The following is a 22,954-nucleotide window of genomic DNA, read 5'->3' on the forward strand; positions in this document are numbered from 1 at the left end:
GTAAGCGCGACGACGAGGCCCTATGCAGCGAGGCTTGACGCTTGGTCGTAGCACCAGGGCATGAGGTCCTCGATGCGGGATCTGGGGTGTCCGTCGAGGATGGCCCGGAGGGTATCGGCGAGGTAGTCGACGGGGTTCACGCCGGACAGCTTGCAGGTGGCAACCAGCGAGGCGAGCATGGCCCAGTTCTCGGCGCCGATTTCGTTCCCGGCGAAGAGGGCGTTCTTCCGGGTCAGCGCGATCGGACGGATCTGGTTTTCGACCGGGTTGGTGTCCAGCTCGAGGGTGCCATCGTCGATAAAGCGGATCAGGCCGGGCCAGTGCGCGAGGGTGTAGCGGATATCCTCGGCCAGCAGGGACTTCCGCGGGATGCGCGAGAGCTGGGTCTCCAGCCAGGGCTTGAGCGCGGAGATGATCGGGGCGGATTGCTCGCGTCGGATGGCCATGCGGACGGCCGGGTCCTTGCCGCGCACGGTCTTTTCGATCTGATACAGCAATGCGATCTGGCGCAGCATCTCCTCGGCGATGGGCGAGCCGTCGCTCTCGACGCGTTTGACGAAGCGGCGGCGGACGTGGGTCCAGCAATAGACCAGCTGCCACGGCCCCTCATCGCGCGTGATCTCGGTCAGCGCATTGTAGGATTGGTAGGCGTCGCATTGCAGGAACCGGCCGCGGTATCCGGCCAGGAACCTAAGCGGATGTTCCCGTCCCCGACCGGGAGCGTAGTGGAACAGCACGAGGGGCGGGCCGGCACCGCCATGCCCGCGATCGTCGGATACGACGGCCCAGAAGTAGCCGCTCTTGGTGGCCTTCCGGCCCGGCTCCAGAACAGGCGCGCGGGTCTCGTCGACGAAGATCCGGTCGGCGACGCGCAGGTGGACCTTCATGTGGTCGATCACGGGCATCAGGTGGAAGCAGGCGCGGCCGACCCAATTGCCGAATGTGCCGCGGTCGAGGTGGAGCCCCTGCCGCTCGAAGATCCCCGCCTGGCGGTAAAACGGAAGGTGGTCGCCGAACTTCGAGATGATGATCCATGCGATCAGCCGCTCGGTGGGCAGGCCGCCCGGCACGACGTGCTCGGGCGCATGAGCCTGCACTACGGCCTGCGAGCAGCGGCGACAGGCATATCTGGGGCGCCGCGTCACAAGAACCTGGAACTGCGCCGGGATCACGTCGAGCCGCTCGGAGACATCCTCCCCGATCCGGGCCATCTCACCACAACCGCAGGGGCAAAGGGTGCTGGCCGGCTCGATCACGCGCTCGACCCGGGGCAGATGCGCCGGCAGATGCCCACGGTTGCGCGCGGGCTTGCGAGGTTCTTCCCCTCGCGCCCGGGAAAGCGCGGCTTCAGCCTTCTCCTGCGCGGCCTCAAGCACGCCCTGGGCCAGTTCGGCGTCCTCGAGCGGCAAATTGAACTGGTCGGGTGACAACTTCTCGGAACTCTTGCCAAAGCGCTCGCGCTGCGAGGTGCGCAGGATACCCTCCAGCCGGCGGTTTGCCTCCTGTACCTCCGCGAGCGCTGCCTCGACCTCCGCGAGGCGGGCCTTCAGATGAGCGTTCTCGCGGCTGAGAGTGTCGGCATCCATGCCTGAAGTGAATCACGCTGATGCCGTTCTGGCCAGTAAAAACGGGGCCTCCAGTGCGTCGGATGCACTTACCCTGCAACCAGCGGGCGGCGCACCCGCTCGGGTCTTACCAGTCTCCAGTCCAACCCCTCGAACAGCGCCGCCAGCTGCGCCGAGGACAGGCGCATCACCCCATCCCGCACCTGCGGCCAGACGAACTTGCCGCCCTCGAGGCGCTTGTGAACGAGCACCATCCCGGTCTGGTCCCAGACCAGAATCTTGATACGATCTGCCCGCTTCGCCCGGAAGACGAAGACCGCCCCGCAGAACGGGTCGAGCCCGAACATCTCCTGCACCGCCAGCGCCAGCCCGTCGATGCCCTTGCGGAAGTCCACCGGCCGCGTCGCCACGTAGACCTTCACCGGCCCGCCCTGGCCGAGCATCACCATGCCGCCGCCCGCGCCGCTCGGATCGACCGCGTAAGCAGAACCTCATCGGTATCTGCGCCGACGCGGATCACGACATCACCCACAACAATCTCCACGCCGGTGCTGGCCTCCGTCTCTGCCGGCATCTCCGCTGCGGCGCCCTCGACGACCAGTTCTGCAAACATCGGCAGTGCCGCCACGCTCTCGGGCACGACAAGCTGTCCGTCCCGTAGCTTCTTCCGCCAGTCATAAACCTGCCAGCGCGTCGTCCCGTGCCGCCGCGCGACTTCGGTCACCGAAGTTCCCGGCACCAAGCTTTCCGCCGCAATCCGCGCCCGCTCCGCCTTCGTGCGTCGCTGACGCCCGGTCGGCCCCTCCATCACTTCCAGCCGCGAAACCCCACCATCCGAGAAGCCGTCCAAATGGCCGCCCATTTTGCCGTCTCGTTCCAAGCCAACACCTCCGACGTTCATGCGCACGGAGATTGGCCCGTTCAGATCACCAGCGGCAGGAGGGGATCAGCGTCGCGCTTACCGCCGGCACTGCCCTACGGCAGGTATACCGATAAACAGGCGGCGCATCGATGCGCATATCCGACCCGACTACCATTGCCACCGTTTCTCCGTGCTCACTATGACGGAAGTGACTTGGACAAGAAAAGGAAAGTCCAGACCGTTCAAGGCCGCCGATGGAGCAACGCCCTTAATCTCAGTCCAGATAGAATGACATACGGGGGGATTGATAGGGAATAGTGGCCACAGTTTGCTTCCAGGAGGTCCAGCTTGGCTCCGGCGTCATTCAGCCGGTCGACAAACCGTTTGGACAGTTCCGGCAACACGACCTTGTCTCTTAGGGCCAGAACAACCAAAATTTCCAAGTCTGGCCGAGCAAGCCGATCAGTGTAGTTTTCCAGGTTTACTGGGCCCCAAGCCCTGATTAAATCGGGTAATTTGATCGCCACTTCCAAGCTGGCCCGGATCGATTGGGTTGCACGGCCAGTCCAAACCATATCGGCAAGGCTTCCCGCCGTCAAAAACAACGCAGCCTTTCTGACAGTCGGATCATGGGCTGCGATCAGTCCAGCTACCCAAGATCCTAGACTTATTCCGAGTACAGAAATCTCTTTGTAGCCTTCAGCCCTGAGCCACCGTATGAGTTTCCTGCCATCCAGCACTCCTTGCCGTATGGACCGGATCGTTCTACCGAGATTTGCGCTCAGCATATAGTCAGCATGTGAGGAGCCCGGACGCTTACGCTCCAGGTGATAGGGTAATGCGATCTCAACAACCGTGGTGTCTTGCCGGGCAAATGACTTTGCCAGCAGATCATTCCGGGAGCGCGCATTCCAGTGATGAAACACGACCAAAGCGTGATCAAAAGATCTGCCCTTCGTTATTCTGGCAAAAACTCTATTATTCTCGTCAGTCTCTGTGGATATGTCTGAAGGAAAGCTGATCCACCCCTTTCTGGCTTCGAACGATAACTCGGATCCAATCGGTTCATCGAAGTACGAAGGATCTGCAACGGCCCGGTCTGCAAGATCACAAAAGTCTGCAATGCTTGCGACATTGCCCGCCCCCGGAAAGGCCAGTTCGGCAGCAAGGACGACGTCCGTTACCTTCTTTCCTTCATCTCCGCGCTGCGCGCGCCGTTCATCCCAACGATCAAGCCACTTGTAAAACACCTGGATTGTCCTCTCGCTCACCTTCCATACCGGAAGCCGGGATCGATTAAACTGTATATCGCGAGCAGCCCACCGAGGCTTAGCAAAACGGAGAAGCCCGCAAAGACACCAATGAGCAGGTAGTTGGCCACGAGTAACCCCACGACCCCAAACATCATCCCCCACGGCAGACTAGACTGACCGGAGTAATCGTGTAGCCGTTTTTCACGTGGCTCCTCAGCAGCATTGATCGCTCTTGCTTGTGCGCACATCCATTGAACTCGAGCGGCACCATGCAGGAAGACTGTACACGTCGTCAGGACGACGAGAAGGCTGCTATAAAGCGTGGGTCGACTGTAAGGGAGGCGATCAAGGATTACGTGTCGTCCGCTCAAGACCGTCATCAAGTCGTCAACTAACCACGACACGATCGTTTCTGCCCGCGATAGCATGAACATGTTTTGAAGCCTCATGCAGATCGCAATAAGGAGCCCCAAAATGGTACAACGAAATATTCCGAGCATTACTCTGAAAGAGGCTTCATTGATCTCTTTCCGGCGCTCGGCATGAGGCCAGAGTTCTGGTGCCTGTCCGATCTTTGACAGGTCATCGGCCAGTGTAAAAAGTAAAATCAAACCCGCAAAAAAGATAAAGAAGCAAATACCCATATAGAGGTACGCAGCGCCTGTGAATACGACGGCTTCCGGTACCGAGATAACGTCTGGATGGAAAATTGCTATACGGCCCCAGTCCACACCGAAGTTGCCTGGATCGCTGGTCAACAGTGGGACCAAGCACTCGTTGATCCATTGCGCTACAGAGGCAATGGGCAAACAAACAAGAAGACATGCCCAGTATGGATATGAATAATCTTCAACGCGGCGTATCCAGTCACGGGTACACTGGTCTTTTCGTCCCCGTGTAAACTTCACGCGCCCTTCGTTTTTCCAATAAGCAATCAAATCACCCGCAAACATTAGATAGAGGGGAAGGATCACCAAGAAGAGAATTGTCCAATTCGGCGCCCACAAAAACCCCACCTGCTTGGTCGCTTCGTTCGGATGGGCATAGAAAACGCTGTGGATGTCGACAACGTACGACATGAAGCCCAGTGCCACGGCGCCCGCGAACACCAATGCCGGCAAATCGAGCAAGGATCGGCTACTGAAGAGTGCCTCGGATCGACTTGCCAGACTGAAGCGCCGAGACGATCCAGCAGGGGTGTTCTCGCTTGATGTCTCTGGCGGCAGGGCTGCTTCGTTACGGGAGCACGCAGGTGGTGCCACATCTGTGTTCTCCAACGCACCGGGTTCTTCTGCGCCGGTCTGCTTCCGTCTCTTGGCTGTCAGCCGTGATTGTGCCGTGCTGAGTTCCACCTGCCAATCGCCGGTCGCGACCGGATCATCACAACCTAAAACTCTCGCCAGCCACCGAATGTTGGTGGGGCTGATGCCCCTGTCGTTCTCCTGAAACCAAAGCTGCACCGTTCTCAGATCCACGCCGGCTCGATTGCCCTCGATCTGAGAAATTGCTTCTGCAAGAAGTTCGGGCGTCCATGGGCCACCGGGAAACCCATCTTTGTCCGCTGGCCGACCCGCACCTGTGGCAGCTATTCGGGCGAAGAGCTCCTTGAAGTCACTCCCGTCCTTCGGGGGTGGCAGAAAAAACTTACTGTTCTTTGTCAGCGGACTGGCGGGTTCCATTTCGTTTCGTTTCGCCTGGCTTCGTATCCTCTCGTGACTTCTTCCCTTATGGAAGCACAGCTACTGGGGGTGCAGAAAGAGTTTTGTCAGCTCGATTGCGAACAAGATCTGACACAAGCCACTCTTTTGCGGGCGAGATAGTGCCCACTGGGCGGAGGAATAGATGATGCATCAGGATCAGACGACGAAACGGGAAGCGATCCTCACGGAAACGGTTGTCGAGGGTCAGACAACCCGTGGGCTTTATCGCTGGAACACGGGTGAGTTTTCCCAGATTTCTGTCCCCGAAAACTTTTTCTTCGATCCTTCGAGGGCCATCCGTCCGCGGACGTACTCGCAATCGCCGGTTGCCACATAGACACAGGTGGAGTAATCATAATACCGATCTGCAGTGCAGATAGGTGCAATGATATGGCTCGCTGGTACATACGCAACAACGTCACGGCCGGGCTGATTGTCGCAGTCCCGGCGCTCACGCCCTCTTCTGCCCTCGCCTATCCTATCGATTGCGCCATCTTGCTCTGCATGGCTGGCAGCTTTCCGGCATCGGTCGAATGCTCGGCCGCCAAAGCCGAGGTCATCCGTCGCATCACCCCCTGGCCCATCGAGCCGCCGTTGCAACTCTGGCGATGTCCTATGGGGAGCAGTCCGAGCTTACCGGTTGACAGCGAGGGGACCTTGTCTCCGGAAGTCGCAGCATACCGTGACGCGATCGAGGTCTGGTATCTTGCCAAGTCCGTGACGAGCGGCAGTGGAGGGCGGGACATGTATCTGGATACTGTGCGAGGCACCTACGATGCGTCTGGTCGCCTTGTGCGGCAAAGCGTTGACGAGGAGGACTGGCCTGCATGGCTGGACCCCACAGTTCGGGCCAGAACCGGGAGCACGCTGTTAAGTGAGTACGGTCCAAGCTTTCGGGCCGTCGTGCTGCGCATGCAGGATTACACCGGTGCATATTCCATGGAGTGGGTGAGCTACTGATGCCTATACCGGCCGTTGAGCAGTCCACGACGAAAAGAAGGGACAACGAGGTCATACAAACGATCACTGAGACATAGAAAACCCCCGCGCGGGGTCCGCACGAGGGGAGGTTCGATAACACAGGTTTGCAGACCTGTATCAGCTCTACTTGTTAGGAGCGATCGTGATTGAATCCGTCCCAAAAATCAAGCGTGAAAACGCATCCGTGCGAACGAATGCGTTTTGGCTGCGGCTCCCGTGCTCCCAGTTTTCGAGGAGCAAATGGCACGAACGTTCACAGCAAAGGCCCATTCCCGTCGCGATCTGCCAGTCTACCCATCCCTGCCTTCCGGATGGCAGCGCGACGCCTTTATTCACCTTGTGGAGCGGATCGCCCCGCATCTCGGCGTCGGCCGAGCGGCTGCGCATACATGGACCCGGCTTGCTGCCATGACTCGGCCAGCAGAGTGGATCGAGCCCGACCGAGAGCCAAGCGTTTATGCAGCTGCGTCTGAACTTGCAAAAATGCTTGCTCTTTCCGAGGCACGGCTGCGTGCGCACACTGCACGGCTCGAGCAGGCGAGGCTTCTCGAGCGAAGGACGGCCGCAAATGGCAGCCGATCCCGCCACGCCGGAACCGGGCTGTTCTTCAGTGGTGTCATCAACCGGTTTTCCGATTTGCTTGCTCTCGATGCGCAGCTGACCACAGCGCGCCGTGAAGCCATCTATCTTCGGGGTCAACGCAGTACTCATTGGCGCTGTCTCCGACGGGCTCTGGAGCAGCTCCGCAACGTTGCCTCTCAGGATGCCCGTGTTCAAGCCATGGAGGATGCCTGGGCTGCCTGGCCTGGCGCCGACCGGCTGCACGCCATGACGCTGGATGCGCTTGCCGCGCACGAGAGGGAAGCGGACGCCCTGACGCGAGCCGCCCTCGATCTGCTCGAAACGCTCCAGAAATCAACCGATCGACCGCTCGAAAACGAGCGGTCCCCTCTACAAGATACAAGCGAAGATTTTTCCTTGTCTTGTGATGCCCGCACCGAGGGCAGAGGGTCTGCGGTGGAGGTGGTGTTCGGCCAACCTTCTCGTCAGCCAACGGTGAGCAGCAGACAAGACGCCGAAGATGGGTGTAAGGGTGGGCCGAACGCGGCCAGAAGCGAATGGCTCACCAAAGTCGGCCCTGAGCGGCTGTTCCGGCTCGCCTCACCCGAGATGCAGTTCTACCTGTCCGGGCGGGCTGATCCCGAGTGCCTGAGGTTTCACGACTTCGTCTGGACGGCGGAGCGGCGCGTGCTGGAATTGGGCATTCACCCCTCTGCCTGGTCCGATGCCTTCACAGCCATGGGCGTGGATGGCGCAACGGTGGCCATGCTGATCCTGGACGCGCGCCGGGACGATCCTGTGGCGCCGATCATCAGCCCCGGCGGCTATCTGCGGGGCATGACGCGGGCCTGGCTGCAGGGTCACCTGAACATGATGGGCAGTCTGATCGGCCTCAGCGAACGCCGCCGACGGGAGGAAGCATTGTGACGCATCATCGCTTCATCACCGCCGCCCTGCTTACGGTGCTTTTGATCTCTCCTGCCGCAAAAGCGCAGGCTCCGGTCTGCGTTCCACCCGAGGAGCCCTGGGTTCCAGAGCGAGACGCGGATATCGAGGCCTATGTCGATCTGGTGGCGGCTGATTTCGAGCGCTACTTCTCGGCACTGACCCAGCATTTCCAGTGCCTGGATCAGGCATGGCAGGATAGCCTCGCGGGGGCCCGCGCCGTTTCTGCCGCGCGAGAGACCTTCGTGCAGCGTGCGACAGCGCTTGGCCTCCGGGCGCGTCTCGGGGTCGATCCGCAGCCGCCGTCGGACGGGGGGCGGAAATGAGGAAAGCGGCGCGGCTCTCTTTGCTGATCCTGGTGGCGGCAATGTTCCTGCTGGGTGCGCAGGAACACATGACACTTGCTACCGGTTTGGCAGGGCCTGCACGGATGATCGATGGCGATACCCTTGTCATCGGTGGGTGGCGGATCCGCATCCTCGGCATGGGCGCCCCTGAACCGGACCTGACCTGCCAAGACGCAGCCAGGCAGACATGGAAATGCGGTTGGGACCTCCCACACGTCCTGGCGGCGCCCGTCGCTCGGCAGGTTTCGTGCCATGTCGCTGGTCTGGACCGCTACGGCCGCGATTTGGCACGCTGCGCCTCCCGCGGCAGCGATCTGGCCGAGTGGCTGGATCGGGAGAGATGGGCTGTTGCCGCCGGCGACGAGCAGGGCAGGTACAGGGCGGCGGGGCGTGAGGCGGAGGCCAGGGGGGACAGGCATCTGGCGCGGCAGCTTCACTCGGCCGGCGGACTGGCGCAGGGCAGGGGATGGCAGCACAGGGAGCGAGCGGACGATGAGCGCTGAGCGAAAGTGCTACCGGCTGGGGCATGTCCACTTTTGCGACGATGCGCCCCAGCTGCAAGGGATCCTCGCCCGGGCGCATGACGGTCATGCTCGCCCACTCTGCCAGTGCTGCGAGGCCGAACCGCCCATGTATGTGGCCCTGATCAATGGTGTGTTTCATCTCAAGCGTATGCCCGGCACGGGACATACGCATGACCTTGCCTGCCCGTCCTTCGATCCACCCCCGGAGCTCTCCGGGCTTGGGCCACTCTCCGGGCAGGCCATCGTCACGGACGAGGCAGGCGACACGATGCTCAGGCTCGGCTTCTCGCTGTCCCTGCGCGGCAGCAGGCCGTCGTCGTCCACCGATGAGGATGAAGCGGATACCGTATCGGTGACCGCCAGCCCGCGCAGGCTGCGGCTCCTTGCCCTTTTGCACTATCTTTGGGACGCTGCGGGACTGACGACATGGCGCAGGGCTTACGGGCGACGCAGCTGGTGGATCGTGCACCGCGAGCTCTGCCTTGCGGCGACCCGCGCCCGGACCCGGTCTGGGCCGCTGTCGGACATCCTCTTTGTTCCGCCTCCCTACGTCCTCGAGGACAAGGAGCGCCTGGCAGACGAACGGCGGCGCTTTCTCCACAGGCTGCAGCCTGTGGCGGGCAAGCCCACGGGGCTCGGCCTGCTGGTGGCCGAACTCAAGGGACAGGAGCCCGCGCAATACGGCCGCAAGCTCCGCTTCAAGCATCTGCCGGACTTTTCCGTCTTCGTCGACAGCGACACGGCCAAGCGGTTCGACCGGGCTGCCGCCCGGAAGGTGCGGCTCGTCGAGGCCACGGCAAACAGTCACCTGATGGCCATCGCGACCTTTGCCGTGAAAGGCAGTTATGCCGAGATCCGGGAGATTGCCCTGATGGCGGTCGATGGCCGGTGGATCCCCTTTGCGGGTGAGCGGGATCATGCGCTGCTCGAAGCCCTCGCCGAGCGGGATTTCGTCCGCTGCCTGCCCTACAACCTGCCGGCGGATGCGCCCATTGCCACCGCTGTGCTGCTCGATGGCGACGGACCGATCGCGCTCTATGCGCCGGCACCGGACATGGCGGCCGATCGGGAGGAGGATCTGCGCCGGATTGCTGCAGAGAGCCTTTATCCGGCCTGGCACTGGCCGGCGGGGGTTTTCGACATGCCGGAGCTCCCGCGGCGCGTGGACCATGGCACACGGATCTGATCCACGCCCTTGGGCAAACATTGATCACGCTCCGCCTGCTTGGTGGCCGGGTAGTTCTGTCGCGTGTCGAACGGCCTGCAGGCCAAGCAGCCTGCGTTACTCATCAGCGAGACGAATCCCTGCTGGCGGATTGATTCCGATTTGTCATTGGACCTGCCGGGAGCCCAGGCGCAGACTCTTGGCCATGATGCTAGAAACAGGCCGCAGCGCTTCCTCGGACGGTAATCCGGGCGACGACCGGAACTGGGACCGGGACTGCGGCTCCAGGCGTAGCCTTGCGCCGAAGCCCTGCGGCCTTGCCAAAGGTTTTTCGGCAGCAGGCCTCATACCCTTGCTGCACGCCATCCCCATGACACAGGGAGGACACGTCCATGCCCAACTTCACCGCGCATCAACATCCGGCCCTGGCGGTCGGCTGTCCCACCTGCGGCAAGGCGCCCGATGAATGGTGCTGCGGCGCTAACGGCCAGCTGTCGCCCGATCTGCACAGGGCGCGCCAGGCGGAGGCCGACCGTGAGTTCGTCGAGCAGTATGGCGATCTTGCCGCCATCGTTCCTGCCGCGAGCGGTTGGCTGATCGACCCCCATGGACGCGAGCGGGACTGAGGGTGACAAAGGACGCGGCGGCCTTGTGATGAGGATGAGCTGCCCGCATGGCTCGCAGCGACCTCGTACGCTCCTCGTGCAGGGGATCAGTTCGTTGAGAAGCCGAAGGCCCAGGATACCGTCAGCGCGCCTGGCCCGCAGCCAGCCACTCGTCGAGCTTTGACCAGCGGCGGCGTCCCGAAGCATTCTTGACCGCGATCGCCACGGCGCGCTTTTGACCGACCAGCACCACCAGCTTCCGGCCACGGGTCACGCCGGTATAAAGGAGGTTGCGCTGCAGCATGGTGTAATGCTGGGTCATCACCGGGATGACCACCGCAGGGTACTCTGATCCCTGGCTCTTGTGGATAGTGGCGGCATAGGCCGGCACCAAGGTGTCGAGTTCGCCAAAGGCGAACACAACCATGCGGCCGTCGAAGTCGACCGCGACCTCGCCTTCATCCGCATCCACGTCGGCGATGGTGCCGATATCGCCGTTGTAGACGTCCTTGTCATAGTCGTTCTCGACCTGCATGACCTTGTCGCCCGGCGCAAAGGTCCAGCCGAAGCGCTCGATCTTCTTGTCGCCCGCCGGGTTCAAAGCCTTCTGCAGCTCGATGTTCAGGGACCGGGCGCCGACACCGCCCCGGTTCATGGGACACAGGACCTGGATGTCCTTGATCGGATCGAAGCCGAACCGCCGCGGGATGCGCCGGCTGACCAGTTCCACGATGCGGGCCACGGCCTCCTCGGGATCGCCAGCCGGCACGAAGTAGAAGTCTGAAGCCGTGTCCGGGCGCGCGAGGTCGGGCATCCGGCCGGCATTGATGGCATGCGCGGTGGTGATGATCCTGCTTTGTGCGGCCTGGCGGAAGACCTCGGTCAGGCGCACCACCGGCACGGCTCCCGAGCCGATGATGTCGGCCAGCACCTGGCCGGGGCCGACCGAGGGCAGCTGGTCGATGTCGCCTACCATCAGAAGTGCTGCGGTGGTTGGCACCGCCTTCATCAGCGACTGCATGAGCGGCACGTCGACCATGGAGCTTTCGTCGACGACCAGCAGATCGCAGTGGAGCGGGCTTTCCTCGTTGCGCTTGAAGGCGAAGGCCTTGGGATCGAACTCCAGCAGGCGGTGGATGGTCCGGGCCTCCAGCCCGGTGGTCTCGGTCATGCGCTTGGCAGCGCGGCCGGTGGGCGCTGCGAGCAGGAGCTTCACACCCTTGGCCGCGAGGATGCGCAGGATGGCGTTCACGATGGTGGTCTTGCCCACACCGGGTCCGCCGGTGATCACCATAACCTTGGATTTGAGCGCCAGGCGGATCGCCTCGGCCTGGCTCGGGGCCAGGATGAGGCCGGTCTTCTCCTCGATCCAGGGCAGGGCACGATCGGCATCGATGGCGGGCCAGGGCAGGGGGCCGGTGCCGAGGCGCCCGAGGTGGCCGGCGATGGCGCGCTCGGCCCCATAAAGCCCGGTCAGGAAGATGCAGTCCGCCTCCCCCACCCGGTCCGCGGTCACAGAACCTTCCGCAAGCTCATCGCCGATGGCGCTCTCGATGAGGGCAGGGGGCACGTCCAGCAGCGTCTCGGCAAGGCCGGTCAACTCGGCCCGCGGCAGTCCGCAATGGCCGTCGCCCATGGCCTCGCTCAGCGCAAAGGACACGCCTGCCCGGATGCGGATGGCAGCCGTCTTCTCGATCCCGAGCTTTTCGGCGATGATGTCTGCGGTGCGAAAGCCGATGCCGCGGATGTCGCGGGCCAGGCGGTAGGGGTTCTCGCTCATCACCTGCACGGCATCCGTGCCGTAGGTCTTGAAGATCCGTACCGCGCGTGCCGTCCCCACCCCGTGCCCATGGAGAAAGACCATGATCTCGCGGATGACCTTCTGGTCCGCCCAGCCGGCGGTGATCCTGGCGGCCCGGACCGGGCCGATGCCGCCCACGTCGCGCAGGCGCTCGGGCTCGGCCTCGATGACATCAAAGACGTCGGTGCCGAAGGCCTTCACCAGCCGTCGGGCATAAACCGGCCCGATCCCCCGGATCATGCCGGAGCCGAGATACTTCTCGATGCCCTCGACGGACGAGGGCGCCGAGGCCTTGAGAAACTGCGCCTTGAACTGCAGGCCATGGGTGCGGTCGTTGAGCCAGACACCCGAGGCGGTGATCCATTCGCCCGCCGAGATCATCGCGGCATGGCCTACCACGGTGACCAGGTCCCGGTGCCCGCGCGCCTTGACCCGGAGCACGCAAAAGCCGCTCTCGGGACTGTGGAAGGTCACCCGCTCGACCGGACCGGCCAGAACCTCTGTCGGATTGTGGGTATCCGGGGTCATCACCTGCGCCATCCACAATCCTCACCAAACAAGAGCGCGACGTTCCCTGACCGCATGTTGCACCAATCGCATCGCGTCTGGTCTCCATCGCGGGCGACATCTTTCCGCGTCTTCGACCATGTTGTGTCAGCAGATATATGCCAGCCAGGTCCTGAACCAAGTTCCGAACTGTTGCAGGCGAACGGATCAGACATCCACGATCTGCACCCCACCCTTCACATCCTGCCGTCGTCAAAGGGGAGGGCACATCCAGGGTCAGCCTTCCGGAAATTCTTTCCCGATGAAGACCTCAGGTGTTTCCCTTAAGGCAGCTGCTCACCTGACAGTTTCGTCAGCCGTGTTCCTCTTGAAACACGTCAAGTCCTCCCTTCAAAGCTGATCGCCGCGGGGCGTGTTGTGATCATCGGCATCCAGCAAAGAGAATGGGCAAGCAGCGCCTGCTCTTGAAGCACAAAATGCCTCTCAACGGATGTATCCTACAGGCCCTACGCCATCGGCCGCGGGAGGGATGTCCGCAGCTTCAGTCCTTCCCTTGCAGATGCTGCATGGCAGCATCCCCGAAGGATCGGTTGTGCATCTGCAGCGTTAGCGCCATCTTAGGTCTATCGAAAGAGCGCAAGGCCAATCCGGGCAGGGCGCAGATGCAAGAACAAAGACGCTGAAAAGGAAACCCGCCATGGCTACGATTGCCCAGACCCACCAGGCCGCTGCTACCTCTGGCATCGCTGGCCGTCTGATGGCTGCGATCCAGCATATGCAGGAAAACCGCGCCCGCCGCGTGATCTATCGCCAGACCGTACGTGAACTGAACGCCCTGACCAACCGCGACCTGGCGGACCTGGGCATCAGCCGCGCGATGATCACCCGCCTGGCTCACGAAGCCGCCTGGGGTTCGAAGTAAGATATAGACCTTCCCGCCCTCTTCTCCCTGGGTCGGGGCTGGCGGCATTCTTCTGCCAGAGGATGCCGCCCCTACATAGCCGCTCCATTTGCGGCACCCGATGCGACGGACCTCTCCTCCTCCCCAGGGTCCGATCGTTGGCGGCAACGGCCTCTCCTCCTCCCTGGCCTTGCCGCACCCATACGCGGCCCTTCCTCCTCCCTGGGCCAGCGTTCCGCGGCAGCACCCACTCCTCCCTGGGTGCTGCCGCTTTTTCATGATGGACACCGATGCTGGAGCAACGCTCCGAACCGACCGGGATACCCGTCGTCCACAAAGAGGGTTGGTCTTATCCTCATCGCCTGATCGGTTCTTCTCTGCCTGACCCTGAGGTCAGCTTTACCGGAGACACCTTCATCAGCCTTGCCTTGCTGCTCCTGTCCTCCGGGCTTCTCGATGGACGCGAACGGAACCAGAACATGAGGCGCGTGTTTCCTTGCAGCATCCTGAGAAAGGCAGTGCCCCATGGCCGATGAAAACCCAAAATCCCACCCGACCGACAATGCCGAGAAAGATCCCGACAACTGGGTCAGCGGCGAAGACCCGATGACCGGCGCACAGGCGTCCTATCTCAAGACGTTGAGCGAACAGGCCGACGATCCCGACGCCTTTGACGACACCATCAGCAAGGCGGAGGCCTCAAAGCGCATCGATGCGCTGAAAGCCAAGCTGGGGTTGGACCAGTAGGGCTTCGCTGTCGGAAGGCGGAGCGACATCCCAAAGGTCATGAGTTCCGGCAACTATGGTTTTTTAGGGCGATGCGGTGCCGATGCTCCTGGGGCTCGGCACTCTTTTTCCGAACGTATCACGCAACACGGTTCTGTGTAGCTCCGGACGATCTGGTGCAGTGCCCTTTTGCCAATCTGACGCCGGGCGAACCCCCAGTCATTACGAGAGCGCAGCAGGCTACGGTGCAAAGGGCGCGGATTTCGGAGATGCCCAGTACTCTCTGCCCTCAGAAACTGTAGCCGACCCGTATGCCGACGCCCCATGCGTGGCTGCCGTCGATCTCGGCGCGGGCTGTATCAGGCGTGCCGGTCTCGGGCCGGGCATCCCCCAGCCTGGTATAACTGATCCCGGTCGTGATCCTGATCCTGTCCTGCGTGTAGATGGCTGCCAGACTGATGCCCTTCTGGCCGTTGACCGGCGCCAGCGGCGAGACAAGGTCATTGCCGGACTTCTCGTAGGTGACGCTGGCCACGCCAGACCAGGTTTTGGTGAATGTACGGCCTACGCCGATGGTGAAGGTGGTGGTGTCGTCAAGATCGACAAGGCCGCTGCCGGTCACCTGAAGGAGCTTCTCAGGGTCCACGCGGAAGCTTGACCAATCCACCCAGCGGATGGAGCCGAAGACAAGGGTGTTGGGATCGATGCCGGTCTGGAACTCGAGGTTCCAGGATTTCGGCGTCTTGACCGTCAGCCTGGAACGCCCGTCCAGAAGCGGCAAGGCCGGCGCGGGGCCGGGTCCATCCGGATCCACAAGAGAACCGGTCTCAGAGATGTCGAAGTCATGCTCGATTACCGCATTATAGGTCAGGGACACACGGGCGGCGATGTCCGGTCTTTCCCACGACACCCCGGCGAGCCACCCATAAGCGATATCTCTGTCCACATCGACACGGTAGCCGCTGATGGGGCCAAACGCTGCGCCGGCCAAGGTCACGCGTCCATCCGTGCGCGCTCCGCGGAGACCCGCGTGAACCCCGAAGCCGCTTTCCGGAACAGCAAAGCGGATGATGCCGGTCAGGTCGGTGTTGTTGATGACCACGCCGGTTCCGCCGAGATTGAACGAGCCGCTGGCTGGATAAGTGATGTCAGCGCCGAATGGCTGGTCCAGGATGATCGCGGCTGACCAGAGTTCATTGAACTGGTGCTTATAGGCAAAGCCGAAGTTGTCGTAGGAGGGCGCAATATCGCCGGTGCGCTCACCACCGGAATAGAGGCCAAGCGGCAGGTCTGTTCCTGTGATGCGGGGCGAGACGTGGGCGTAGCTCAGCTCGAGATAGTTGCCTGGTTCGAAAAGAGGACCGAGAAACTGGCTGCTCCGCTCGACACCCCCAGCATGAAGGGTTGTGCCGCACAGGAGCCAGACGGCTGTGCCGATGCATGCGGTCTTCATGAAGGCCTCGCGTCAAAGCTCGGGTATCATCACGACAGCGTCTGTAATTTGCTACTGAAAAAGGATAGCATAGGATGAGGCGCCTATGAGTAAGAAACGTCCTGGCCGTTCCGGCAGGCTATCGATGCCAAAGTAGCCTTCTTCAGGCGGCAAGTTCCATAATCTTGATTATTGATGTAGGAACTATAGGTCGGTGGATTCACAAACGAAGTGCAAATGCCAAAGTAATACAGGTATTTGCATCGAGGTTTGCGAATGGCTTCCCATTACCTACACCTGAGCTTTGAAGAACGTCGAAAGATCGCCAAATGGCGCGAAGGCAAGATGCCGGTGCCGGAAATCGCAGATCGGCTCTCGCGCGCCCCGTCGACAATCTACCGGGAATTGAAGCGGAACACGTTTCTGGACGCCGAGCTTCCGCAGTATAGCGGCTACTATGCGGTGACGGCTCAGGACAAGTATGAGCGCCGTCGCGCGGTTCACCGAAAGCTGGTCGTGAAAGGACGGCGTCAAGTGACCAGGCTCAGACCTCCATCAACGACAACGGTCTGGCCCGTGATGAACCCGCATTGCATCAGGAACAGATAAGCTTGCGCCACTTCGACCGGCTCGCCCGTGCGGCGCAGGGGGATCTGTTCGGTAAAGCGGGCGCGGGTCTGCTCGATGTCGGGCGCGGCGACGTTGCGCCACAGCGGCGTCGGGGTCCAGGTGGGGGCCACGGCGTTGACCCGCACGCGGGGCGCAAGCTCGACCGCAAGGCCCCGCACCAGCGTCCCGATGGCCTCGTTGCCCACGATGGCGCCCGAGGCATTGTCCGGCCGCCCGCCCGAGCCCGCGGTCAGGATCAGGCTGCCGTTTTCAGCCAGGAAGGGCGCGAGGGTGCGGGCGATGCCGAGATTGGCAAAGAACTTTTCCTCGATGGCCTGGCGGATCGTGGCGAGATCGGCACCCAGAAAGCCGCCGCCCATGGCGCCGCCGACCATCGAGACCGCGTGATCAACGGGGCTTTCGCCCTCCAGCAGCCCCGACAGCGCAGCGGCATCGGTCGCGTCCAGGCCAAAGCCCTGCGCCGAACCCCCGGCCATGCGAAACCCTTCTGCGACGCGCGCCGCCTTTTCGAGGTCGCGTCCGACGATCAGAAGCCGCGCGCCGTGGGCTTGTGCCAGACGTGCGACCTCCAGCCCGAAGCCGGAACTGCCACCGATCACCAGGACGGTCTTGCCTTCTAAGGCTGCACGGTCCTCAGCCATCACAAGCCCTCCCGGAACGCCTGCACCACCGCATATGCGATGGCCTCGTCGCCCTCGCCGGTCGAGCCGCTGATGCCGATGGCCCCGACCATCGCGCCGTCCACCTCGACCGGCTGGCCGCCGGCAAGGGGCACGGCACCGGGCACCGACAGCATCGAGGGCTTGCCGCCGTCGATCATCTTCTCGAAGGCGCTGGCGGGCTTGCCCAGGAAGGCCGCCGTCCGCGCCTTGCCCATGGCCACGTCGATAGAAACCAGATCAGCCCCGTCCATCCGGCTGAAGGCCAGCAACCGGCCGCTGGCATCGACAACCGCCACGCAGATGCGTGCAGATCGCTTGGTGGCCTCATCAATGGCCCGCGCCGTCAGGGCTTCTGCCCCCGCCAGCGTAAGGGTCGGAATCGTTTGCGTCATGGTGTTCGACATTTGCAGTCTCGTTTCGTCGGTGAAGGTGGAGGGGCTGAATAGGTCGCGGTCCGGCCACGCGCGAAGGTGACGACCGTTTCCGCGTCCATTTGGTCGATCATCGCCTTGTGCAGCGACAGAGTGTTGGCGGGCGAGATATGCGGATCGGCCAGGCCGTGCCACAGGATCAGCTTGCCGCCGGCTTCGGCGAAGGCCGACAGGTCCGGGTTGGTCGCGTCGAACAGCAGATGGCGGGTGCGCAGCGCCTGCAGCGTTTCCTCGGTGAAGGCGAAATCCTCCAGCGTGGTCCAAGGGCGCGGCGGGTCGAAGGCCAGGTTGCGGATCACCGGCAGCGCGGCCTGCGCGCTCATCAGCCCGTCCTCTGCGGCTTGCGGGACATAGATGCCCGCCCAGTCCAGTTCCGAGCCGTATTGCGGCTGGCCCGCCGTCAGATGGGCGCCGGTCTGCGGGTCGGTCGAACCTTCGTAGAACCGCCGAGCCACCTCGGCTACCGCAACAAAGCAGCATACCGATCGAAACCAGCATGTCATTCGTCAGGCTTGTCGTGTTTTGGCCCTTTCAGCTCGCGATGGGTCGAGTCGACTACCGACTATCCAAAGCAACAACGCGATGATCGCGGGGATCAAAATGCCGAGCGCAAGCGGAAGTGCACTCGTGGAGATTGATGATGCCACAGCGGCCGAGCACACGAAGGCCACGCCAAATTGCAAGGCTCCCACAAGAGCTGATCCCACGCCCGATTGCCCTCGTGACGCTTCCATAGCAACAGATGTCCCGTTAGCACTTAACAGTCCCACCAATGCTACCGAGAACCAAAGTGGCACAATTAGAATCAAGAGGCGTTGCGTCCCCGAAACCATTAGTAGAACGAAGCTCACCCCGACGAACACTGGTAATGCTCGGCCGATGATCGTCTTCACCTCCAGATCGACCAAAAGCTTATTATTGAGCCAAGAGGCAACAACAAGGCCGAGAGCAACAAAGCCGAACGCAAATCCATATTCGATCTTGCCGAGTCCCAGAGTACCTTGAAAGACGCTTGACGAAGCGGTGATGAAGGAAAACATTGCCGCCTGCACAAACGAACTTACCAGTGCAGGAATGATGAATTGGCGTGATGTCAATAATTTCCAGTAATCGCCGACCACACCGATTATGGGCGTAGTCAGGCGCTTTGATTTCGGCAACGTCTCCGGCAGGAAGGTCATTGCGAGCAGTAGCGCACCCGCGCCAATCATCAGCATTGTCACGAAGACCGACTTCCATCCCAGCTGCGTGACGAGAATACCGCCTAGGAGCGGCGAGACGACGGGACCAAGCGTCATCAGCATAACCAAAAGTGTCATGGTGCGGGCAGCCGCTTGTCCTTCATAGAGGTCGGAAACAACTGCTCGACCAACGACCATGCCGCCGCAGGCGCCAAGAGCCTGAATGAAACGCAGGCCGATGAAGATTTCGGCTGAACGTGTCATGAGCAGGAACACCGTCGCAAGACAGAACAGCCCCGCACCGATCAGCAGCGGCCCTTTGCGGCCAAACCGGTCAATCAATGGGCCGAACATCAACTGGCCAACACAAAGCCCAAGAAAGAACACTGATAGCGACAGTTCCAGCACTCCGTCCGGAGCACTTAGATAGGTCTGGATGTCACCGAAAGCCGACAAATACATGTCGGTGGCCAGTGGCGGAAATATCGAGAGCACAGAAAGCACAACGATAATCGCCAGCGCGTTCGGTCCGGATTGCGAATTCTTCGTATTCATTCGCTCTTCCCTACATATCTTCAATGTGTTTCGAGTGCGCGGAGGGGCGCGCATCATTCCACGGCCTGTTCGAAAGGCAGGGCTACACCATTACTCCATTGTGAACGAATATACGCCAAACAAGTCGCTGCCCGGCCAGTCGCGAAGGGTGACGACCTCGGCCGCCGCGCCTTTCTCCCAATTGGCGGCGTCATAAACGTCGCCCTGCCCGGTGTAGCGGGCCACGGCGGGCCAGGGGTAGACCGGCCGGGACATCTCGGGCAGCGACGATCGCGGCATGGGGGGCATCCCGCGCGGCGGCTGACCGCCGCCTTCTCCGCCCGCTTCAGCCCCGCCGCCGAAGGCGGGCGCGCCGAAGCTGGTTCCCTCGCTGGCCGAGCGGGTCATGACGGCGTCCGGTGCGATGCCCCCTTCGACCCAGGCCATCATCGGCGTCAGCAGGTCGAGGCTGCTCGGCCCCTGCCCATTGCCGCAATGGGCCACGCCGGGCAGCAGATACAGCCGCTCGAACTGTTCGACGGTTTCCGCGCCCATCCGGTCAATCATCGCCTTGTGCAGTGACAGGGTGTTGGCGGGCGAGATATGCGGATCGGCCAGTCCGTGCCACAGGATCAACTTGCCGCCGCTGCTCTCAAAGGCCGACAGGTCCGGGTTGGTTGCGTCGAAAAGCGGATGGCGGGTGCGCAGCGCCTGCAGCGTGTCCTCGGTGAAGGCGAAATCCTCCAGCGTGGCCTCGGGCCGCGCCGGGTCGAAAGCCAGGTTGCGGATCACGGGCAGCGCGGCCTGTGCGCTCATCAGCCCGTCTTCGGCCGCCTGCGGGACATAGACGCCCGCCCAGTCCAGTTCCGACCCGTATTGCGGCTGGCCCGCCGTCAGGTGCGCGCCGGTCTGCGGATCGGTCGGGCCCTCATAGAACCGCCGGGCCACCTCGGCTTCGGCGGGCGTCAGGCAGGCGGAGGTGTCGGCCACCCCTTCGGCGCAGGTGACGGTCGCAAGGTCGAAGCTGCAGGCGGCGGGTTCCGCGACCAGCCCGTCGGTCGCGCCGTCCGTCGCGTCGCAGGCCGCCAGGACCGCATCGTGCAGGATCGGCAGGCGGTCGGCCAGCAGGATGGCGCGGCCCTCGGCATCGGTGTTCGAGTGTGCCTGCCAGGCATGGTACAGCGTGTTCTGCACTTGGAACAGCATCGCGGGCGCGCCGGCGATTACGCCGTCGAAATCGTCGGGAAAGCGCATCGCCTCCATCAGCGCCTCGCGCCCACCGTCCGAGCAGCCGTTGAAATAGGCGTATTCCTGCGGCTGGCCGTAGAAGGCGCGGATCAGAGCCTTTGCCGCCTCTGCCGTCAGGTGCTGGGCCCGATAGGCAAAATCCACCCGTTTTTGCGCATCCAGCCCCCAGCTGCCGTCGTCTGTCATGCCGCCGGCGTGACCCATGTCGGTCGCGGCCATGACGAAGCCGCCGTCGTTCAGGACCGCGCAGCCGTCGGAGGCGCCCGATTGCAGGGTGATCTGCCCGCACAGCCCGCCGCAGCCAACCTGAAGATAGCGCTGCGTCCAGGTTTCTAGCGGCAGCAGGACCTGGAAGGTGATGGTGGGGGCCAGCGTGCCCTGGACCGAGCAGACGGGGATGCCGCCGCTTTCGGTCTCCTCGGCCGCGGTGACGGCGCTGCCCGCGCCACCGATGGCTGTCAGGTCGGTTTCGGCCAGCGAGGCGCAGCTTGCCACGGGGGTGACGACCCCCAGCGGGGCCTGCGCGACCGCCGCAAGGGGCGACAGGGCAAGCAGCAGGGCGATCAGGGCGCGAAGTCTCATGATACGTCTCCTTCGGGTGAATCCAGGTAACCGGCGCGCGTCGCAGGGATGCCCGCGATCAGGGCAAGGCCGCCGATGGCGGCAAGAAACCAGCAGGGCGCGACCCAGCCGCCGGTCATCGTATGCAGCGCTCCCATGGCCAAGGGCGCAACCGCCGCGATCAGGTAGCCCGCGCTCTGCACGAAGCCGCTGAGCGCGGTCACTCCTGCCTCGGTTTGGCAGCGCAGGGTCACAAGCGTGAGGCCCACGTTCATCGTCAGCGCCGCCACGCCCGAGATGAGCACCCAGGGCCAGGCCGAGCCCGGCGCATAAGCCAGCCCCAGCGGCCCCGCCGCAGCGCAAACCGCCGCAAGGACGATGACAAGATAAGGCTGCTTCATCCGGCCAAGGACATTCGGGACGACAAAGCTGTGGATCAGGCCGATGGCGTTGAAGGCAGACAGCATCGCCGCAGCCGTTGCCGCGCTGATGCCGCGCGTTTGCGTCAGCATAGTCGGTAGCCAGGCAATCATGGCGTAAAGCAGCATCGGGCCGGTGCTGAAGACCACCATCACCGCCCAGGCCTGCGGATGACGCAAAAGGCCCGGCGCCGTGTCGGCCGCGGCCGGTTCCGCCTTCGACCGGCCAAGCGCCAGCCACGGCAGTGCCGCGAGGATTGCCAGCACCGACCAGGACCCCACGAACCACCGCCAGCCGACAGCCTGCGCCGCCGGCACCGCGATCAGCGAGGGAAGCGAGGCGCTGACCACGATCAGCACCTGGAACACGCCACTGATCAGCCCGATCCGATCGGGAAACCAGTGCTTCACCGCCGCCGGGACCAGCACGTTCGACATGCCCATGCCGCCGAAGCACAGCGCCGAGAACAGAATGAACCCCGGCGCCGACTGGCTGAAGGCGGCCCGCGTGATCTCGCCCAGGGCGATCAGCGCGGCGGCCAGGACCATCGCGCGCTCGAGTCCCAACCATCGCGTCAGGCGCGGCGTCACAAAGCCGAACAGCGCAAAGCACAGCAAAGGCAGCGTGCCCAGAATGCTTTGTGCCGTGGCCCCGACCGGGAAGCTTTCGGCGATCAGCCGCAGGATCGGCGGGACCGAGGTCGCCGCCGCCCGCAGGTTCAGCGAGATCAGCACGATTCCCAGAAAGGCGGCCGCCCGCCCGCCCCCTACTGACCGGGGCGCCAGATGCAGCGGATGCGATCCGGTGATCGCGGCAATCCGGTGCGTGGCGGTGGCCGGCGGCCTAGCGGTCGACATGCCGGGCGACCCAGGCGGCGAAGGCCGTCATAAAGGTCTGGAGGAAGGTCCTGGTCTCCGGCTTGGCAAGGTTGCCCTCGGCGTCGAACAGGCCGCCGAGACCGCCGACATAGGCCTCGGGCTGCTGCATGGCGGGCATGTTCAGGAACACCAGCGACTGGCGCAGGATGTGGTTCGCCCCGAACCCGCCCATGCCCCCCGGCGAGCCGCTGACGATCCCGGCGGGCTTTCCACCCCAGACGCTTTTGCCCATCGGGCGCGAACCCACGTCCAGCGCGTTCTTCAGCGCCCCGGGGATCGAGCGGTTGTATTCCGGCGTCACGAACAGCACCGCATCGGCGCCCGCGATCCGTTCGCGGAACTGCCACCAGACATCGGGCAGGTCGTTGTCCTCCAGGTCGGGATTGTAAAGCGGCAGGTCGCCGAGGGGGACGAAGTCGAACTCCATCCCTGCAGGGGCCAGCGCGGTCAGCGCCCTGGCGAGTTTCAGGTTCAGCGAGTCCCTGCGCAGGCTGCCCACCAGCACTGCAACCTTATAGTTCGTCGTCATGATAC

General features: G+C 62.9%; 22 protein-coding genes and 1 pseudogene. 9 read left to right on the forward strand and 14 right to left on the reverse strand.

What is annotated here, in order from left to right; genetic code table 11:
* Positions 1 to 20 precede the first annotated feature (20 nt).
* The 5 genes from tnpC to ACTJI6_RS17250 all read right to left on the reverse strand — a co-directional run bounded on the left by tnpC (position 21) and on the right by ACTJI6_RS17250 (position 5,359).
* Complete coding sequence (gene tnpC / locus ACTJI6_RS17230) at positions 21 to 1,586, reverse strand: IS66 family transposase (protein ID WP_080622378.1); 1,566 nt, start codon at positions 1,584 to 1,586, stop codon at positions 21 to 23.
* Positions 1,587 to 1,654: 68 nt separating this feature from the next.
* Positions 1,655 to 2,014 carry an IS66 family insertion sequence element accessory protein TnpB gene (tnpB, locus tag ACTJI6_RS17235; RefSeq protein WP_214273084.1) on the reverse strand — a complete coding sequence of 120 codons (360 nt, stop codon included), beginning with the start codon at positions 2,012 to 2,014 and terminating at the stop codon, positions 1,655 to 1,657.
* Complete coding sequence (gene tnpA / locus ACTJI6_RS17240; RefSeq protein WP_440798008.1) at positions 2,008 to 2,427, reverse strand: IS66-like element accessory protein TnpA; 420 nt, start codon at positions 2,425 to 2,427, stop codon at positions 2,008 to 2,010. The genes tnpB and tnpA overlap by 7 nt, the downstream gene beginning before the upstream one ends.
* A 242-nt stretch (positions 2,428 to 2,669) precedes the next feature.
* Positions 2,670 to 3,677, reverse strand: coding sequence for an alpha/beta hydrolase family protein (locus ACTJI6_RS17245; protein WP_440802405.1), 1,008 nt, complete (start codon positions 3,675 to 3,677; stop codon positions 2,670 to 2,672).
* A gap of 17 nt (positions 3,678 to 3,694) precedes the next feature.
* The gene (locus tag ACTJI6_RS17250) at positions 3,695 to 5,359 is read right to left on the reverse strand and encodes an RcgA family putative transporter (protein ID WP_440802406.1); all 1,665 of its coding nucleotides are present in this window, start codon (positions 5,357 to 5,359) and stop codon (positions 3,695 to 3,697) included.
* 411 nt (positions 5,360 to 5,770) lie between these two features.
* On the opposite strand from ACTJI6_RS17250, the gene ACTJI6_RS17255 reads away from it, so the two are divergent.
* The 6 genes from ACTJI6_RS17255 (at position 5,771) to ACTJI6_RS17280 (ending at position 10,529) form a co-directional block, all read left to right on the forward strand.
* Positions 5,771 to 6,340: a hypothetical protein gene (locus ACTJI6_RS17255; protein WP_440802408.1), complete on the forward strand. Its 570-nt coding sequence runs from the start codon at positions 5,771 to 5,773 to the stop codon at positions 6,338 to 6,340.
* A 261-nt stretch (positions 6,341 to 6,601) separates the two neighbouring features.
* Positions 6,602 to 7,849: a replication initiation protein RepC gene (repC, locus tag ACTJI6_RS17260; protein ID WP_440802409.1), complete on the forward strand. Its 1,248-nt coding sequence runs from the start codon at positions 6,602 to 6,604 to the stop codon at positions 7,847 to 7,849.
* Positions 7,846 to 8,193 carry a hypothetical protein gene (locus ACTJI6_RS17265; protein WP_440802410.1) on the forward strand — a complete coding sequence of 116 codons (348 nt, stop codon included), beginning with the start codon at positions 7,846 to 7,848 and terminating at the stop codon, positions 8,191 to 8,193. The genes repC and ACTJI6_RS17265 overlap by 4 nt, the downstream gene beginning before the upstream one ends.
* On the forward strand, positions 8,190 to 8,717 hold the full coding sequence (locus ACTJI6_RS17270; protein WP_440802413.1) for a thermonuclease family protein: 528 nt from the start codon (positions 8,190 to 8,192) through the stop codon (positions 8,715 to 8,717). Before ACTJI6_RS17265 ends, ACTJI6_RS17270 begins: the two co-directional genes overlap by 4 nt.
* Complete coding sequence (locus tag ACTJI6_RS17275; protein ID WP_440802414.1) at positions 8,707 to 9,924, forward strand: DUF1173 family protein; 1,218 nt, start codon at positions 8,707 to 8,709, stop codon at positions 9,922 to 9,924. The genes ACTJI6_RS17270 and ACTJI6_RS17275 overlap by 11 nt, the downstream gene beginning before the upstream one ends.
* Positions 9,925 to 10,295: 371 nt before the next feature.
* Positions 10,296 to 10,529 (forward strand): zinc finger domain-containing protein, encoded by a 234-nt coding sequence (locus ACTJI6_RS17280; protein ID WP_188717087.1) that lies wholly within the window; start codon positions 10,296 to 10,298, stop codon positions 10,527 to 10,529.
* Between the two features lie 121 nt (positions 10,530 to 10,650).
* On the opposite strand, the gene recD2 is transcribed toward ACTJI6_RS17280, so the two are convergent.
* A complete protein-coding gene (recD2, locus tag ACTJI6_RS17285) occupies positions 10,651 to 12,849 on the reverse strand; it encodes an SF1B family DNA helicase RecD2 (RefSeq protein WP_440802416.1) in 2,199 nt (732 codons plus the stop codon).
* Between the two features lie 664 nt (positions 12,850 to 13,513).
* Here recD2 and ACTJI6_RS17290 point away from each other — a divergent pair.
* Together ACTJI6_RS17290 and ACTJI6_RS17295 are read left to right on the forward strand one after the other, a co-directional pair.
* Positions 13,514 to 13,738, forward strand: a complete 225-nt coding sequence (locus ACTJI6_RS17290; RefSeq protein ID WP_440802419.1) for a DUF1127 domain-containing protein — start codon at positions 13,514 to 13,516, stop codon at positions 13,736 to 13,738.
* Between the two features lie 504 nt (positions 13,739 to 14,242).
* Positions 14,243 to 14,464 (forward strand): DUF3072 domain-containing protein, encoded by a 222-nt coding sequence (locus tag ACTJI6_RS17295; protein WP_440802421.1) that lies wholly within the window; start codon positions 14,243 to 14,245, stop codon positions 14,462 to 14,464.
* Between the two features lie 268 nt (positions 14,465 to 14,732).
* Here the strand turns inward: ACTJI6_RS17295 and ACTJI6_RS17300 are convergent, their stop codons facing one another.
* The gene (locus ACTJI6_RS17300) at positions 14,733 to 15,896 is read right to left on the reverse strand and encodes an OmpP1/FadL family transporter (RefSeq protein WP_440802423.1); all 1,164 of its coding nucleotides are present in this window, start codon (positions 15,894 to 15,896) and stop codon (positions 14,733 to 14,735) included.
* 255 nt (positions 15,897 to 16,151) lie between these two features.
* On the opposite strand from ACTJI6_RS17300, the pseudogene ACTJI6_RS17305 reads away from it, so the two are divergent.
* Positions 16,152 to 16,391, forward strand: a pseudogene (locus tag ACTJI6_RS17305) (helix-turn-helix domain-containing protein); the annotation flags it as partial.
* A 14-nt stretch (positions 16,392 to 16,405) separates the two neighbouring features.
* Here the strand turns inward: ACTJI6_RS17305 and ACTJI6_RS17310 are convergent.
* From ACTJI6_RS17310 to ACTJI6_RS17340, 7 genes are all read right to left on the reverse strand, one after another.
* Positions 16,406 to 17,146 (reverse strand): SDR family oxidoreductase, encoded by a 741-nt coding sequence (locus ACTJI6_RS17310; RefSeq protein ID WP_440802426.1) that lies wholly within the window; start codon positions 17,144 to 17,146, stop codon positions 16,406 to 16,408.
* Positions 17,146 to 17,559, reverse strand: coding sequence for a GlcG/HbpS family heme-binding protein (locus ACTJI6_RS17315; RefSeq protein ID WP_440802428.1), 414 nt, complete (start codon positions 17,557 to 17,559; stop codon positions 17,146 to 17,148). The genes ACTJI6_RS17310 and ACTJI6_RS17315 overlap by 1 nt, the downstream gene beginning before the upstream one ends.
* Positions 17,556 to 18,053, reverse strand: coding sequence for a tannase/feruloyl esterase family alpha/beta hydrolase (locus ACTJI6_RS17320; RefSeq protein WP_440802429.1), 498 nt, complete (start codon positions 18,051 to 18,053; stop codon positions 17,556 to 17,558). The genes ACTJI6_RS17315 and ACTJI6_RS17320 overlap by 4 nt, the downstream gene beginning before the upstream one ends.
* Before the next feature lie 51 nt (positions 18,054 to 18,104).
* The gene (locus ACTJI6_RS17325) at positions 18,105 to 19,334 is read right to left on the reverse strand and encodes a multidrug effflux MFS transporter (protein WP_440802432.1); all 1,230 of its coding nucleotides are present in this window, start codon (positions 19,332 to 19,334) and stop codon (positions 18,105 to 18,107) included.
* A 90-nt stretch (positions 19,335 to 19,424) separates the two neighbouring features.
* On the reverse strand, positions 19,425 to 21,143 hold the full coding sequence (locus ACTJI6_RS17330; protein ID WP_440802434.1) for a tannase/feruloyl esterase family alpha/beta hydrolase: 1,719 nt from the start codon (positions 21,141 to 21,143) through the stop codon (positions 19,425 to 19,427).
* Entirely contained in the window at positions 21,140 to 22,399 is a 1,260-nt protein-coding gene (locus tag ACTJI6_RS17335) for an MFS transporter (RefSeq protein WP_440802435.1), read from the reverse strand. The genes ACTJI6_RS17330 and ACTJI6_RS17335 overlap by 4 nt, the downstream gene beginning before the upstream one ends.
* Positions 22,386 to 22,949 (reverse strand): NADPH-dependent FMN reductase, encoded by a 564-nt coding sequence (locus tag ACTJI6_RS17340; protein WP_440802436.1) that lies wholly within the window; start codon positions 22,947 to 22,949, stop codon positions 22,386 to 22,388. Before ACTJI6_RS17340 ends, ACTJI6_RS17335 begins: the two co-directional genes overlap by 14 nt.
* Positions 22,950 to 22,954: the final 5 nt, after the last annotated feature.

This window comes from Paracoccus sp. 22332, from assembly GCF_052045125.1.
Lineage (GTDB): Bacteria > Pseudomonadota > Alphaproteobacteria > Rhodobacterales > Rhodobacteraceae > Paracoccus > Paracoccus haematequi_A.